This is a genomic window from Novosphingobium sediminis (assembly GCF_007991615.1).
GTDB lineage: Bacteria > Pseudomonadota > Alphaproteobacteria > Sphingomonadales > Sphingomonadaceae > Novosphingobium > Novosphingobium sediminis.
The window spans coordinates 141,993-157,168 of record NZ_BJYR01000013.1; the positions used below are offsets into that span (position 1 = coordinate 141,993).

A 15,176-nucleotide genomic window follows, 5' to 3' on the forward strand; every position below is an offset into this window, starting at 1 on the left:
GTCCGGAATGGGGCTAGTTGCAACGGCTTGACCGTTAGGAAGCGGATCACGGGCGCTTATTCTGGCGAACCGGATCGGAGTCCCTTCCATGCTTGGCGGCACAATGCTCAGCGACAAGGCGCGCAGCGGTGCGCGGATTCTAATCGGCCTGCTTCTGGCCATCATCGCGCTGGCTTCAGTGGTCGTCTACGCTATCCGCGCAGACGGCCCGATGACGCAGGACAGCGCCTTGCAGGCCGAGATTCTCGCAGACGTGCTGCCACCGCCGGCCTTCGTGGTCGAACCCTATCTCGACGCCTCGCTGATCGTGCATGATCCTGACCGCGCCGGTTCCTTTCTCAACGAGCTCAGGGACCAACGCGCCGAATTCCTCGAGCGGAGGGCCTACTGGAAGACGGCGCCGGTTCCGGATCAATTGCGCCAGCCGCTGAACGACACCATCGCGGCCGCAGACAGGTTCTGGCAGGTGATGGACAGCAGGTTCCTGCCTGCGGTGAAGAGCGGGAACCGTGTCGCGATGGACGAGGCCTTCACGATGGAGATCGCGCCGATCTACCGCGTGCAGCGCGAGCAGGTGCGCAGCATCGTCGCGCTCAGCCGCTCCTACCGCGCCGACACCGAACGCAGAAATGCCAGGCTGACCGGTTTGGCGTTGGCCAGTCTGGCCTCACTTGCCTTGTCCATGCTGGCCCTGATCCTGTGGAGCGCCCGCGCTGCCCAGAAACTGGTGGTCTCCCCACTCGTCGAAACCGCGGTGACGATGCAGCGCATGGCCGATGGCGATACGAGCGTTGCCATCGATGGCCTCGAGCGGCCTGACGAGATCGGCCAGGTCGCCCGCGCCATGCAGGTCTTCCGAGATGCTGAGGAAGGCCGCCGCAAGGCCTCCGCTGAACAGGCTGCGGTTGTCGGAGCGCTTTCGGAGGGGCTGTCGCGCCTCGCTGCCAAGGATCTCGAGCACCAACTCAGTGAACCCTTTCCTCCGGCCTACGAACGGCTGCGCGAGAACTACAACGCGGCGGTCGCCTCGCTTGCGGCAGCGCTGCGCATCGTGCGGATCGGTACGGCAAGCGTGCAGGGCAGCATTGCCGAGATCGGCGCTGCTTCACAGGATCTGGCGCTGCGCAACGAAGCGCAGGCGGCCCGGATTGCCGAGACTGCACGGGCGATGGATGCCGTAACCGGCATCGTTCATGAAACCGCTGCCGGTGCGCAGGCTGTCAGCTCGACCATCACCCAGGCCGACCGGGAAGCGGGCGAGGGCGGTGACGTTGTCCGCCGTGCGATCGAGGCGATGGCGGCAATCGAGCGTTCGGCGCAGGAGATCGGCCAGATCATCAGCGTGATCGACGGCATCGCCTTCCAGACCAACCTGCTCGCGCTCAATGCCGGGGTCGAGGCGGCTCGTGCTGGCGAAGCTGGCAAGGGCTTCGCAGTTGTCGCGACAGAAGTTCGCGCCTTGGCCCAGCGCAGCGCAGATGCGGCGCAGAGCATCAAAGCGCTGATTACCACCAGTGGCGAACAGGTCGGCGCTGGCGTGGAACTGGTGCGCGAAAGCGGCACGCGGCTCGAAGCGATCGTCCGGCGCATCAATGAGATCAGCTCGCTCACCGGCAGCATCGCCGGATCGGCTACGCGTCAGGCGGCCAATCTCACGCAGATCAACTCGGTGATGAGCGAGATGGACCGTATGACGCAGCAGAACGCGGCGATGGTCGAGGAGTCCTCGGCCGCGACGCGCAGCCTTGCAGCCGAAGCCGTCCGCCTCACCGACCTTGTCGCGACCTTCCGGACCCGCGATACCGCGCACCGGCCCGCAGCGCTCGCTGCCCCCGATGCGGTGCGGCGCAAGTCTGCGGCTGAAGGCCCGCCCATGCTACTGCCGCTGGCGCTCGCCAGCTGAGCCGATCAGGCGTTGGCGCAGGCCATGCGCTCAAGCGCGGCGAAGCTGTCGAGCACGCCCGGATCGGCGAACGGTGCGATCTGGGCGAGGATGACCCCGGCGAAATCGCGTTCGGTGTCGATCCAGTAGTAGCAGTTGAAGATGCCCGCCCAGTGCAGGCTGCCCGGTGAACGGCCGGCAGGGCCGGTTTCGGTGTTGACCAGAAAGCCGCCCAGCGTCCACCCGCCGCGCTGCCCCGGCAGCGGGTTGAATGCGCTGGCAAAGCTCGGCATCGCGGTCGTCATCTCACCCGCCGACAGGTGCTCTGGCAGAGCATCCTCGCGCGCGATTTTCGCCATTTCGGGCGAAAGCACGCGCACGCCATCGAGTTCGCCGCCGCGCAGGATCATGCGCAGGAATCGGGCATAGTCGCCCGCGGTCGAAGACAGGCCGCCCCCGCCGTTGTGATATTCGCCGCCGCCAAGCACCATGCCTTGAGTCTTGAAACCGCCTTCGGCCTCGCGCACGTGGACCTGTGCTTCGCCTGCTTCCCAATCGGCGCGGAAGCGGGTCTGGGTCATCCCGAGCGGCCCGGTGATCTCGCGCTCGAACCATTCGCCGAGCGTCATGCCGGTCACAGCCTCCACAGCCAGCCCGGCCCAATCGATACCGACGCCGTATTGCCACTGCGTGCCCGGATCGAACATCAGCGGCAGATCGAGGCTGGCGCGCTTGCCCGCCGCCATCTTGCCGCTTGCCATCGCGTGGCGCAGCAGGTCGGCATTCATGAAGGTGTAGCCGCAGCCTGAAGTGTGCAGCAGCAAGTGGCGCAGCGTTACCGGACTGCTCGCCGCGCGCAGGATCGGCTTGCCGTCCGCATCGAATCCGTCGAGCACTTGCGGTTCGGCCAGTTCCGGGAGGATCGGCCCGATCGGCGCATCGAGATCGAGTTTGCCGCGCTCGACAAGCTGGAGCACCGCCACGCTGGTGAGCGCCTTGGTCATCGAGGCGATCTGGAACAGCGTATCCTCGCGCATCGGCACGCTGTTTACCGCATCGGCCATGCCGAAGGCGCGGGAATAGCGCGTGTCCTTGCTGTCCGTGATGAGCGCAACCGCGCCCGGCAGGTTTGCCGCCGCGACAACGGCCTCGAATTCGGCGATGCCCTTCATTTTCCGTCCCTCTCCCAATCCCGCACGGCCCTCTGCCGGGGCCTCTCGGCGATCACCGCGACTTGCGGTGTTCCCCCTTGACCCAGCGCACGGTGCCCGAGCTGGCGCGCATCACCACGCTCTCGGTGGTCATCACGCCGCTCTTGTTGGTCTTCACCCCCGCCAGCAGCGAACCGTCGGTCACGCCGGTCGCGGCGAAGATGCAGTCACCCTTGGCGAGTTCCTTGAGGTCATAGACCTTGTTCAGATCGGTGATGCCCCACTTGCGCGCGCGGGACTTCTCGTCCTCGTTGCGGAACAGCAGGCGGCCCTTGAACTGCCCGCCGACGCAGCGCAGCGCAGCGGCTGCCAGCACGCCTTCGGGCGCACCGCCGGTGCCCATGTAGAGATCGATGCCGGTGTCCTCGTTGGTCACCGCGATCACGCCCGCAACGTCGCCGTCCGGAATCAGGCTGATGCCGCAACCCATCGCGCGCAGTTCGGCGATGAGTTCGGCGTGGCGCGGACGATCAAGCACGCAGACGATGATGTCGCTCGGATCAACACCCTTCGCTTTGGCAACGGCGCAAACGTTTTCGCCCGGCGTGCGATTGAGGTCGATGATGCCGTCGGGATATCCGGGGCCAACCGCCAGCTTTTCCATGTAGACGTCGGGCGCGTTGAGCAGGCCGCCTTCTTCGGCAACCGCCAGCACGGCGAGCGCGTTCGGCCCGGCCTTTGCGGTGATCGTGGTGCCTTCCAGCGGATCGAGCGCGATGTCGATCTTCGGGCCCTTGTCCGGCGCCGCACCGACCTTTTCGCCGATGTAGAGCATCGGCGCTTCGTCGCGCTCGCCCTCACCGATTACCACGGTGCCGTCCATGTAGAGTTCGTTAAAGGCGGCGCGCATGGCTTCAACAGCGGCGGCGTCAGCGGCCTTCTCGTCACCTCGGCCGATCAGCTTGGATGCCCCGATCGCGGCGGCTTCGGTAACGCGCACCATCTCGAGGACTAGGACGCGGTCAAGAACTTGCGAAGCGGCTGGGGCGGGACGGATGTCGGTCACGTTGACTCCTGAGGCTCGTTGGCGGAAGCTGGACATGCCCTAGACGGGAGGATGCTTGGTTGTCGAGGCGCGGATTTGTATACGGGCACGCGTTTCGTGCATTCCTATGCGTAAACCTGTCGGTCATGGCAATGGGAACAGCCAACGCGCAGGCGGCGCAGGCGGCACAAACGCCTGCGGCGAGTGCGGCTGCACCGGCTGATTCGGCGGGTGCCGACACCAACGCCGAGATTGCGCAGCGCTTGCTCACCGCAGGTCAGCCAAAGAAGTGCGAAAAAGCCGGGCCAGACGGCGCGATCGTCGTCTGCGGCGGGCGCGAGGCGAACGAAAAGGAGCGACTGCCGCTGCGGGATCAGCTCGAATCGGCAAAGTCGACCCGCGATGGTCTGCCGCGGGCGCCCAATGTCAGCGGCCTGCCCGATTGCAGTCGGGGTTGCATCGGCTTCGGCTCGGCGCCCACCCCGATGTACTTCTTCGACATCACCAAGCTGCCCGAGGCGCCGCCCGATTCGGATGCCGACAAGATCGCGCGCGGCGAGATCCGCGCGCCTTAGGGTCTGATCCGCTTTCGCGGATTGCGGCACGGGCCTGCCCTGTTTCGGCAAGGCCGAAACAGGCAGAAGCTCCCTCAGTCTTCCAGGATATGCATGACCAGCGGCGGCGCGGCGAGGCTGGGTGAGCCTTCGAGCAGGCGCAGCGCCTCGGCGATCGCGCTCTCCGGCCCCTCGTGCGTGACCATGGCGACAAGCACCGCCTCGGTGCTGCCGATCGCAGCGCGGCCCTTCTGGATCAGGCTTTCGATCGAAACGCCGGCATCGCGCATCGCCGCAGTGATTTCGGCCAGCACGCCCGGGCGGTCGGCCACGGTGAAGCGCAAGTAGGCCTTGCCGGTGCGGTGGCCGCTGCTCGCAGGCGAAGCCTTCTCGAGTTCGGCCGCAGGAATCGAGAACGGTGCGCCGATATCGCCGCGCGCGATGTCGATCAGGTCCGCCACGACAGCGCTTGCCGTGGGGCCATCGCCCGCGCCGGCGCCCTGGAACAGCAATCGGCCGACGAAGTTGCCTTCCGCCACCACGGCATTGGTCGCGCCGTCGACATGGGCCAGCGGATGGTCGCGGTGGACCAGCATCGGATGCACGCGCTGGAACAGGCGGCGCTGGCCTGCTGCATCAAGTTCGGTTTCGGCCATCCCGATCAGGCGGATATAGTAGCCCAGCGCATCGGCCTGCGCGATATCGGCAGCGAGTACGCGGCGGATGCCGGTGGCGGCAACGGGGCCGAAATCGATCGCGGTGCCGAAGGCGATGCTCGAGAGAATCGCCAGCTTGTGCGCGGCATCGATGCCATCGATGTCGAACGTCGGATCGCTTTCGGCATAGCCCTTGGCCTGCGCTTCGGCGAGGACATCGGCGAAATCGCGGCCGGTGTCCTCCATCGTCGAGAGGATGTAGTTGCAGGTGCCGTTGAGGATTCCGTAGACGCGGTCGATGTGATTGGCCGCTGCGCCTTCCTTGAGCGCCTTGATGACCGGGATGCCGCCGGCCACCGCGGCCTCGAACTTGAAGGCCACCTTGGCCGCCTCGGCCTTGGCTGCAAGCTCCAGCCCATGATGGGCGACCATCGCCTTGTTCGCCGTTACCAGCGCCTTGCCGGCCTCGAACGTGGTGCGCGCCAGCGCCAGCGCCGGGCCATCGGCGCCGCCGACGAGTTCTACCACGACATCGACATCGGGCCGCTCGCCGAGGATCACCATGTCGTCTTCCCACGCATAGGCGGAAAGGTCGACACCGCGGTCCTTGCTGCGGTTGCGCGCGCTGATCGCGCTGATCGTGATCGGGCGGCCTGCGCGGCGCGCAATGAGCGCAGCGTTGGCTTCCAGCAGGCGGATGACGCCGCCTCCGACAGTGCCAAGGCCGGCCAGCGCGATGCGCAAAGGTTCGCTCATGATGATCCCCGTAAAATCTTATGGCGCGCCTTAGGGTAGCTGATCCGCCCTCGCAACCGCCGGTGGAATGTGTGGTTCAGCGCGTGATACGCTTGCGAGCGCAGGGGCCAAGATCGGCCAGCACTTGCGCGTAGTCCTCCGCCGCGATTCGCCGGTCGGCGAGGGTGGCCGAGATGTTTGCACGCTCGGGCAGCCGTTGCGGGAGCCCGCAGGCAAGCCGGTACCAGGCGATCGTCGCGGGAAGCGGCGGGCGCGCGGACGAATCGACGATTTCGGTGAAGCTCACCCCCCATGTCGTTGGCTGGCCGGGGCGGCGGAGTACCGAGATCGAAACCGGCGCGCCGGTCGCGGTGCCAAGGAAAAGCTGGGTTTCGCCCTCGCCCGCAAGATTGCCTGTGACGTGCAAGGCTTCGCGCAGCGCGGTGATGACCGGAGGCGCATCGGGCCGCGAGGTCTCGGTCAGAATGGCCCGCAACGTGGCCTCGCGCGCCGGCGTGAGCGCAAGCATCGCATCGGGCGCCACGAGCTGGAGCTCACCCGGCCGCTCCGGGACGACGCGTGCCAGCACCAGCACCTGAAGCTTGTTCAGTTTCGGCGGCTTGCCGCGCGCATCGAGCGGGACATCGGCCAGAAAACGGATCGATTCGCCGATGTTCTCGCCAATCAGCAGCGCCTGCGTGCGCGCCTCTATATAGAGCCGTGCGCGCCCGGCTGGCAGCCCCGGCGCCTCTTCAGGCTTGAGCCGCACCGCCTTGCGCACTTCGGCGCGCACGACGACCTGCGCCGGCAGCGCCAGATCGACCAGATCGGCGTAGGTGAGATCCGGATCGGCTTCGAGGCCTGGTGCCATCGGAACGGACAAAGCCGTTTCCTGTCCGTAGCTTGAGACAGCGCCGCCAAGGCCGAGAACGGCTGCGGCACATAGCTTCACCGAGATCGGGAGCCAGGAACGATTGCGGCGTAAGCGTCTGATTCGGGGCATGCTGTGGTCCTTGGAGTCGCTTGTGCGGTAAACCGATGGCACGAATGCCAAGTCCTGTTTCAGGCAGCGAAACTGTGAATCGATGGTTAACCGATAAAGCATTTGCGCGCCTTTGGCTTCGGCGTTAAAGCTCGCGGTTGTCGGGGATTTCAACAATGAAAGCCCGCAAAAGCCGCCGCCGGGTTCCTTGCACCCGATGTCGGCGGTCCGGTTTGCCGGCAGGGTGGAATGAAATCGCTGGATTGGCCAATCGCGCTGGATGGGTGATTCCATGCGCGATTCCGTGAACGCAGGCATCCTCCGGGTGTCCTTCGATCGCGGAGAATCAGGAGTTTTGGAGCTGAATGGCATACGCTGACCAACAGATGAGCGGTAACAAGATCACCGCGCTCATCATCGTTGCGATCCTTCATGTCGCCTTGGGCTATGCGCTGGTAACAGGGCTGGCTTACGAGGCGTACAAGAAGGTGAAAGAGGTGACCGCGGCGGTCAACATCGAAGAAGAGAAGCCGCCGGAGACGCCCCCGCCCCCGCCGCCCCCGAAGGATCAGCCGCCGCCGCCCATTGTGGCGCCGCCGCCGCCGATCTCGTTCAACGCGCCTGCGCCGCAGATCGAAACTGTGACCACGCCGCCGCCTCCGGCTCCGGTGTTCACGACCGCTGCGCCGCCGCCGCCGCCCCCGCCGCCGCCGCCCAAGTTCCAGCCGAAGGGCCCGGCGCCGAAGGGCAGCCCCGGCAACTGGGCGACGTCGAACGACTATCCTTCGCGTGCGCTTCGCGAAGAGCGTGAAGGCGTTACCGGCTTCCGCGTTTCAGTCGGAACCGACGGCAAGGTCACGTCGTGCGAAGTTACCAGGTCGAGCGGGAGCCCCGATCTTGACCAGGCAACGTGCGACAACGTCCGCCGGCGCGCCCGGTTTGCTCCGGCCACGGACGGAGAAGGCAATCCCACCATCGGTTCGTATACCAACTCGATCCGTTGGGTGATTCCGAAGGACTGACCTTACTGGCGCGGCCTTTCCTTCGGGAGGGGCCGTGACGCACGAGCTAATCTTTTTGATCCATTCTACGATATATTGAAGAGGAAGACCCGAATGCTCATCCACACGCTCGCCGCAGCTGCCGCTACTGCCGCGCCCCAGAACAAGTTTGGTATCGCGGAAGTTCTGTTCCCCGGCGGCAAGCCGGCCTGGATCCCGCTGACCACCTTCACCATCCTGCTGATCATGTCGGTTGGTTCGTTCTTCATCCTCTTCACGAAGTGGGCGGAGCAGGCCAAGCTGATGAAGCAGTACCAGTCGCTCGCCGCTTTCTGGCGCGCTTCCTCGCTGCGCGAAGGCGCGACCAAGCTTGAGAAGAACTCGGCATGGCGCCAGATCGTCGACGATGGTCTCTCGGCTGAAGACGCAGCTGGCAAGATGGACGAGACCGAAGGTCACGACTGGATGCACGGCTCGCTCGCCCGTTCGGAAGCCACCATCAACTCGAAGCTCGCTGGCGGCCTGCCGTTCCTCGCGACCGTCGGTGCGACCGCGCCGTTCATCGGTCTGTTCGGTACCGTGGTCGGCATCTACGGCGCGCTCATCAACATCGGCATCGCCGGTTCGGCTTCGATCGACAAGGTCGCGGGTCCGGTCGGTGAAGCGCTGATCATGACCGCGCTCGGTCTGCTCGTCGCCGTTCCCGCGGTGCTTGCCTATAACTACCTGCAGGCCCGCAACAAGAAGATCGCCGAACTGCTGACCGGCTTCAGCACCGACGTGCTGGCGAACCTCGCCTCGAAGGGCGTCGTGAAGCCTGCCGTGTCGGCTGCCCCGGCTGCCAAGCCCGCTGCTCCGGCTGCGGCTCCGGCCAAGAAGTAAGACCCGAATACGCGGACGAGGAGAGGGGACCGGTGGGCTATCCTGCAACAGGCAGGCCTGCCACCCCTCTTCGGGAACAACGCGGGTTCCAGCCGGGGTCAGCAGGGTTTTCAATAACCCGCCAAACCCGGTTCACCGTGGAAAGATCGGATAGGAACTAACCAATGGCAATTTCTGCAGGCGGCGGGGGCGACGAACGCCCAATGTCGGACATCAATACCACGCCGCTCGTGGACGTGATGCTCGTGCTGCTGATCATCTTCCTCATCGCGGTTCCGGTCGCGATCCAGACCGTCGAGAAGCTCAAGGTCCCTGTGCTGCCGTCTGAAGAGACGCAGGACAAGGTCGAGAACCTCCTCGTCACGGTCGTGTCGACCGACGCCGGCGGACGCAGCCCGGGCCAGGGCGGCTATGAGGGCTCCTCGCGGACCGGCACGTGCCGTGTCTACATCAACAACGTCACTCCGGTTGATAACAACGAACTCTACAAGATGGCGTTCGACCGGCTTGATGCGATTGTGAAGCGTGCCGGTGGCGCGCAGAACATGGAGCCCGACAAGATCCCCGAAGTGCACATCCGCGGCGACGTCAATGTCCCTTGGAAGTGCATCGCTGGCACGATCTACAACGTGCAGATTGCGGGCTATCCCAAGGTCGGCTTCATCTCCACCCCGGTTGATCCGAACGGCTGATTGCCGTCGCGTCACCCGGGTTAACGAGACCAAACAGGAGTACCCCCTATGGCAATGAGCGGCGGCAAAGACGATGGCTCGCCGATGATGGAGATGAACACGACGCCGTTGATCGACGTCATGCTCGTGCTCCTCATCATGTTCATCATCACCATCCCCGTGGCCACCCACTCGGTCAACATCGACTTGCCGCAGGCGACCCCGCCGACGAACAAGCCGCTCGTCGACCCGGTGAAGAACAAGCTGGTTCTGACCACGCAGAACGTGATCCTCTGGAACGGTTCGCCGGTTACCGAAGGCAATCTCGTCTCGCTGCTCCAGGCAACGAAGGCGATGAACCCCGAGCCGGAACTGCAGTTCCAGCCCGAGGAATATGCCTCCTACGAAATCGCGAACCGCATGCTGAAGATCATCACCGAGTTGAAGGTCAGCAAGTTCGGCTTCGTGGGCAATGAAAACTTCGCGACGTTCAGCAAGTAACGACGCGGGCTTTCAGCCACAGACGAACAAGGGGCGGAGCAATCCGCCCCTTTTTCGTTATGGGGGTATTCGTTGGTCTCAGGTGTAGCAGCGATGCCAGCGCTGTGACCTATGACGGTCGCATGGCGGCAGAAGCAAGGCTCTCCGCCTCAAGTAAAAGTTCATCGTCAGCCGCCCCGGCGGGCACGGATTCGCGCCCGATCATGACCATCAACGGCACCGCCAACGGCGTTACGCGCTCCAATTCGACATGGACCAGCTCCGCCGCTGCACGGTCAAGCAGCGCACCGAGGCGGCCCACATCGGTCATCCGCGCCCGGGCATCGGCCCAGGCTGCTTGAATCAGCAGATGATCCGGTTCGTGCTTGCGCAGCACGTCATAGATGAGGTCGGTAGAGAACGTGACCTGTCGGCCGCTCTTGCGCGCGCCGGGCTGCTGCCGCTGGACGAGGCCGGAAATCACCGCAACTTCGCGGAATGCACGGCGAAGAAGGTAGGAGTTCTGTACCCATTCGACGAACTCGTGGGTCAGGATATCGGGCGAAAGCAGCGCCGCCGGATCATGCACCGGGCGCAGGCCCCAGACCCCGAGCGCATAATCATTCGCAACGAAGCCCAAGGGACCAAGACCTGCCTCCTCCATCCGCCGGGTGATCAACATCCCGAGCGACTGGTTCGCGTTCCACCCCTCGAACGTATAATAGACTGTGTAGGCGCGGCCCCCATGCGGGAAGCTCTCGACAAGCAGTTCGCCGGGCGCAGGCAAACGGCTGCGCCAGTCCTGCACTTCGAGCCATTCGCGCACGTCGTCCGGAAAGCGCGCCCAGCCCGCCCGGTCCGCCAGCATCGCCTGCACCCGTGCGGAAAGGTGCGTCGTCAGCGGCATGCGCGCGCCGTTGTAGCTGGGGATCTGCCCGGCAGACTTGGCCCCGCGTACGATCAACTCGAGATCCCGGACGCCTTCCACTTCAAGGTCCATCCCGGCAAAACGGAAGGTATCGCCGGGTTTGAGGCCAGCGCCGAAGCTTTCCTCGACCTTGCCGAGCGAGCGCCCGTTGCGAAAGCGAACCTCAAGCATCTCCGAATCTACGATGATCCCCGCGTTGAGCCGATGCCGCGCGGCCTGCTGTGGGTGGGTCAGCCGCCATGTGCCGTCCTTCAGGCGCACGATCCGCTGGAATCGGTCATAGGCTCGCAGCGAATAGCCACCGGTGGCGACGAACTGCAGCACCCGCTGCCAGCCCTCCTCGTCGATCCACGCATAGGCGAGCGAGGAGCGGATCTCTGCGAGTAGCTCTGCCTCGCCGAACGGTCCTGCGCAGGCGATGGCCATGACATGCTGCGCCAGCACATCCAGCCCGCCGGGACGGAAGTCCTCGCCATCGCGCTGGCCTTCGTCGACGGCGTCGCGAGCCGCCATCGCCTCGAGGAATTCGAAGCGGTTGCCAGGGACGAGCAGGGCGCGACTGGGCTGGTCTAGCCGGTGGTTGGCGCGCCCGATGCGCTGCAGCAGGCGCGACGAGCCCTTGGGCGCACCCATCTGCACCACCAAGTCAATATCGCCCCAGTCGACGCCGAGATCGAGGCTGGCGGTGCAGACCAGCGCACGAAGTTCGCCTCGCGCCATGGCGCCTTCGACCTTGCGCCGCGCTTCCTTGGAGAGCGAGCCGTGGTGGATGCCGATAGGAAGCTTGTCCTCGTTGGCATCCCACAGCAACTGGAAGATATACTCGGCAAGGAAGCGCGTGTTGGTGAAGACGAGCGTCGTCCGGTTGCGCCGGATGGCCTCGTAAAGCTGCGGCAAGGCCCAGGCCGCCGCATGACCGCCCCACGGCACACGTTGGCCATCATCGGGCAGCAGGATCTCGACTTCGGCCGGCGCGCCTGCCTCGCCTTCAACCAAGGCCGTGCTATCGAGATGCCCCCCCCTATTATTCCGGGGTGCCAGCCATGTCCGGAAGCTCTCCGGATCGGCCAGCGTGGCTGAAAGCGCCGCCCGTCGCAAACCCGGTGCCAGCGCCTGCAGCCGCGTCAATGCCAAAGCCAGCAGATCGCCGCGCTTGGACGTCGCGAAGGCGTGGACCTCGTCGATCACAACACGCTGCAGTGTGCTGAACAGCTCTGTGCTCTCGGGATAACTGAGCAGCAACGACAGCGATTCCGGAGTGGTCAGCAGGACATGTGGAGGGCGCACGCGCTGCCGCGCCTTGCGGTCGGAGGGCGTATCACCGCTCCGCGTCTCGACCGTGATGGGGAGGCCCATCTCGGTGATCGGCGTAAGCAGATTGCGCTGCACATCATGCGCGAGGGCCTTGAGCGGCGATACGTAGAGAGTGTGTAGTCCCTCGGGCGGGGGCGCATTATCCCGCCGCGAGGGCGTGAAGGCGGCGAGCGTGGGTAGGAAGCCCGCCAGCGTCTTGCCCGCGCCGGTGTCGGCGACGAGCAGCGCGTGCTTTCCGGCATCGTCCGCTTCGAGCATTGCGGCCTGATGCCGCCGCACGCGCCAGCCACGTGCCGAGAACCAGTCGGCGATTTCGGGGGGGATCATGCCAGCGCTCACCCGCCAGACCTTAGCGCCTCATGCCGGAAGCCGCCAATTGCGCGTCGAGGGCAGAGAGCACCTGCGCAAGGCCCTCCTCGCTGTCGCTCTCAGCCCGCGCCGTGAGCATTGCTTCGGTGTTGGAGGCGCGCAGCAGCCACCAGCCATGGGGCGTGGTCACACGCACACCGTCGATCGCGACAATGTCTGCCCCTTCCGCCACAAGCCGCGCGTGGACCTCGTCGATCACCGCGAACTTGCGTGCCTCGTCCACCGCGAACCGCAGCTCGGGCGTATTGACCATTGCCGGCATCGCATCGTGCAGCTCCGTCACCGAGCGGCCCAGCCGAACGATCGCCGCGATCAGGCGGAGGGCGGCGTAGAGCGCATCGTCGAACCCGTAGTACTCATCCGCAAGGAACACGTGGCCGGTCACCTCGCCGCCCAGCAGCGCACCAGTCTCCTTCATTTTGGACTTGATGTGGCTGTGCCCGGATTTCCACATCACGGGCTCGCCGCCGAGCGCGCGAACGCGAGCAAACAGTGCGGAACTCGCCTTGATATCGGCGATAACTGCCGCTCCCGCCTGCATTTTGAGCACATCTTCGGCCAGCAGCATAAGCAGTTGGTCACCTGCCAGCGCTCGCCCCTTGCCGTCGATTACGCCCAGCCGGTCCCCGTCACCATCGAAGGCCAGTCCAAAGTCGAGCCGTCCCAGCGCGACGGCTTCGCGCAAATCGGCAAGGTTGGCATCGACGGAAGGATCAGGATGATGCCCAGGAAAGGTTCCATCGACAGGCGTGTGCAGGCAGACATGGCGCCCCGGCAGCCGGGCGACCAGTCGCTCGACGATCGGGCCGGCGGCACCGTTGCCCGTATCCCAGCCGATGGAAAGGCCGCTCACGGCGTCTGGCGCGATACGCTCCAGTCCGGCGAGGAGTCGCTCGACGTAGGCATCCATGATGTTGAAGGGCTCGGTCGTCCCGTTGCCCTGCGCCCAATCCCCCTGGGCGGCGAGACGGCCGAGATCGAGTATGTCTGGACCGAAGAACGGACCCCCGCGAAATACCACTTTGAAGCCATTCTGATCGGGGGGATTGTGGCTGCCAGTTATCTGAATGCCATCCTGCACTTCTGGCATTGAGGCGCAGGCGTAATAGAGCATCGGCGTAGGGCCGAGGCCAATACGCACTACATGGGCGCCGCTGGCACAGAGGCCGGAAACCAGCGCTTCCTCAAGCATCGACGAACTGAGGCGGCCATCATAGCCAACCGCCACCGAGCTGCGCCCGTCCCGCAAGACCAGCGTGCCGAAGCTGCGGCCAAGGGCGTAGGCATCCTGCGGGCCGAGTGTTTTTCCGACCGTGCCCCGGATATCGTACTCGCGCAGTACGCTGGGGTGGAACTGGTGGCTCATGCGCTGGGCTGCGGCGCAGCTGCCACTGCTGCAGGTCTACCCCCGCCCATCGGGCCCGCGGCTGGAAATCCGCGCCAGCAGCAAATCGCGTGCGGCATTGGCTTCATGCACCGCGTCGGTGGTTCCGCCGCGATCCGGGTGGACTTTCACCAGCAGGCGGCGATGCGCGTCGATGATCTCGTAATAGCCAGCATCGGCGCGCAGGCCGAGCAGGTTGCGCGCGCGCTTCTCCGCCGCTTTCTTGGCATTTGGCCCCCACAGTTCCCACGGCCAGCGCCCGGCCAGCATCTTGACCGCAAGGCAGGCCAGCGCCGCGAGGAACAGGAACTTCAAAGCACGGCTTCCATGGCGAGCTGGCCCTGCTCGGGCACTTTCAGCGCAAGGCCGGCGACCAATGAGCGCAGTTCCTGCCGCGCCACCAGATGGCTGGTGCCAAGCTCGCCAAGATGGCCCTTGTCGAGCAGGGTAAGGCCGCTGGGGAACAGCTCGCGGTAGATCACGCGCTCCGAAAGGCCGCTGGCGATGCGGAAGCCGACGCGCTTGGAAAGCTCGGTCAGCGCCTGATCGATGCGCTTCTGGTTGCGCGCTTCGGTATAGCCGGTGCGATTGCGCACGACGACCCAGTCCATCTCCTTGCGAGCTTCCTTGATCGTCGCCATCGCGCGCTTCTTGCGGGCTTCCCAGATCAGTTCGGCATAGAACGAAAGCCGGCGGACCTTGAACGTCTCGGCATCGACCTGGCCGATGAGGTCGAAATCGACGAAGCTGTCGTTGAGCGGGGTGACCAGCGTATCGGCCTGCGTCGCGACATGGCGCGCCAGCGGATCATCGCGGCCGGGCGTGTCGAACACCAGAAAGTCATGCTCGGCGCCAAGCTGTGCGGCCAGCGCATCGAGCTCCTCCGCGTTGGTTCCGTCATAGACTTCGAACCTCGCCGTGGGCAGCGTTATGCTGCGGCGGCGCATGGTCTCCGTGCGATTCTCGAAATAGCGGTGCATCGTGCGCTGGCGGGCATCAAGATCGATCGCGGCTACACGCGCGCCCTGATAGGCCAGGGCAATGGCGACATGGACCGCCGTGGTCGATTTGCCGGTACCGCCCTTTTCGTTGGCGAAGACGATGCGATAAGGGGCGGCGGGCAAGCGATCATCCTTTCTGTG

General features: G+C 65.2%; 14 protein-coding genes. 6 read left to right on the top strand and 8 right to left on the bottom strand.

Translation table 11 applies throughout. The features are described 5' to 3' along the window. Window positions 1-88: 88 nt before the first annotated feature. Window positions 89-1,903 carry a methyl-accepting chemotaxis protein gene (locus NSE01_RS10450; RefSeq protein ID WP_246135151.1) on the top strand — a complete coding sequence of 605 codons (1,815 nt, stop codon included), beginning with the start codon at window positions 89-91 and terminating at the stop codon, window positions 1,901-1,903. Between the two features lie 5 nt (window positions 1,904-1,908). Here the strand turns inward: NSE01_RS10450 and NSE01_RS10455 are convergent, their stop codons facing one another. Next, window positions 1,909-3,054 (bottom strand): serine hydrolase domain-containing protein, encoded by a 1,146-nt coding sequence (locus NSE01_RS10455; RefSeq protein ID WP_147159530.1) that lies wholly within the window; start codon window positions 3,052-3,054, stop codon window positions 1,909-1,911. A 52-nt stretch (window positions 3,055-3,106) separates the two neighbouring features. After that, window positions 3,107-4,099, bottom strand: coding sequence for a class II fructose-bisphosphatase (glpX, locus tag NSE01_RS10460; protein ID WP_281289497.1), 993 nt, complete (start codon window positions 4,097-4,099; stop codon window positions 3,107-3,109). A gap of 125 nt (window positions 4,100-4,224) precedes the next feature. On the opposite strand from glpX, the gene NSE01_RS10465 reads away from it, so the two are divergent. Continuing rightward, window positions 4,225-4,653: a hypothetical protein gene (locus NSE01_RS10465; RefSeq protein ID WP_246135152.1), complete on the top strand. Its 429-nt coding sequence runs from the start codon at window positions 4,225-4,227 to the stop codon at window positions 4,651-4,653. Between the two features lie 74 nt (window positions 4,654-4,727). On the opposite strand, the gene NSE01_RS10470 is transcribed toward NSE01_RS10465, so the two are convergent. Continuing rightward, the gene (locus NSE01_RS10470) at window positions 4,728-6,044 is read right to left on the bottom strand and encodes a homoserine dehydrogenase (RefSeq protein WP_147159532.1); all 1,317 of its coding nucleotides are present in this window, start codon (window positions 6,042-6,044) and stop codon (window positions 4,728-4,730) included. A gap of 76 nt (window positions 6,045-6,120) precedes the next feature. Next, window positions 6,121-7,026 carry a hypothetical protein gene (locus NSE01_RS10475; protein ID WP_246135153.1) on the bottom strand — a complete coding sequence of 302 codons (906 nt, stop codon included), beginning with the start codon at window positions 7,024-7,026 and terminating at the stop codon, window positions 6,121-6,123. Window positions 7,027-7,370: 344 nt separating this feature from the next. Here NSE01_RS10475 and NSE01_RS10480 point away from each other — a divergent pair, with 344 nt between their 5' ends. The 4 genes from NSE01_RS10480 (at window position 7,371) to NSE01_RS10495 (ending at window position 10,060) form a co-directional block, all read left to right on the top strand. After that, window positions 7,371-8,027, top strand: a complete 657-nt coding sequence (locus tag NSE01_RS10480) for an energy transducer TonB (protein ID WP_147159533.1) — start codon at window positions 7,371-7,373, stop codon at window positions 8,025-8,027. Window positions 8,028-8,120: 93 nt separating this feature from the next. Beyond that, window positions 8,121-8,888 (top strand): MotA/TolQ/ExbB proton channel family protein, encoded by a 768-nt coding sequence (locus NSE01_RS10485; protein WP_147159534.1) that lies wholly within the window; start codon window positions 8,121-8,123, stop codon window positions 8,886-8,888. A 164-nt stretch (window positions 8,889-9,052) separates the two neighbouring features. Continuing rightward, a complete protein-coding gene (locus NSE01_RS10490) occupies window positions 9,053-9,580 on the top strand; it encodes an ExbD/TolR family protein (RefSeq protein WP_147159535.1) in 528 nt (175 codons plus the stop codon). 48 nt (window positions 9,581-9,628) lie between these two features. After that, window positions 9,629-10,060 carry an ExbD/TolR family protein gene (locus tag NSE01_RS10495; RefSeq protein WP_147159536.1) on the top strand — a complete coding sequence of 144 codons (432 nt, stop codon included), beginning with the start codon at window positions 9,629-9,631 and terminating at the stop codon, window positions 10,058-10,060. A gap of 109 nt (window positions 10,061-10,169) precedes the next feature. On the opposite strand, the gene NSE01_RS10500 is transcribed toward NSE01_RS10495, so the two are convergent. The 4 genes from NSE01_RS10500 to NSE01_RS10515 are packed head-to-tail and all read right to left on the bottom strand — an operon-like array spanning window position 10,170 to window position 15,158. After that, window positions 10,170-12,608 carry a ligase-associated DNA damage response DEXH box helicase gene (locus NSE01_RS10500; RefSeq protein ID WP_174812026.1) on the bottom strand — a complete coding sequence of 813 codons (2,439 nt, stop codon included), beginning with the start codon at window positions 12,606-12,608 and terminating at the stop codon, window positions 10,170-10,172. Between the two features lie 22 nt (window positions 12,609-12,630). Beyond that, window positions 12,631-14,016, bottom strand: a complete 1,386-nt coding sequence (gene pgmG / locus NSE01_RS10505) for a phosphoglucomutase/phosphomannomutase PgmG (RefSeq protein WP_147159538.1) — start codon at window positions 14,014-14,016, stop codon at window positions 12,631-12,633. Window positions 14,017-14,052: 36 nt separating this feature from the next. Next, window positions 14,053-14,349, bottom strand: a complete 297-nt coding sequence (locus NSE01_RS10510; RefSeq protein ID WP_246135154.1) for a J domain-containing protein — start codon at window positions 14,347-14,349, stop codon at window positions 14,053-14,055. After that, window positions 14,346-15,158: a division plane positioning ATPase MipZ gene (locus NSE01_RS10515; protein ID WP_246135155.1), complete on the bottom strand. Its 813-nt coding sequence runs from the start codon at window positions 15,156-15,158 to the stop codon at window positions 14,346-14,348. Before NSE01_RS10515 ends, NSE01_RS10510 begins: the two co-directional genes overlap by 4 nt. Window positions 15,159-15,176 lie beyond the last annotated feature (18 nt).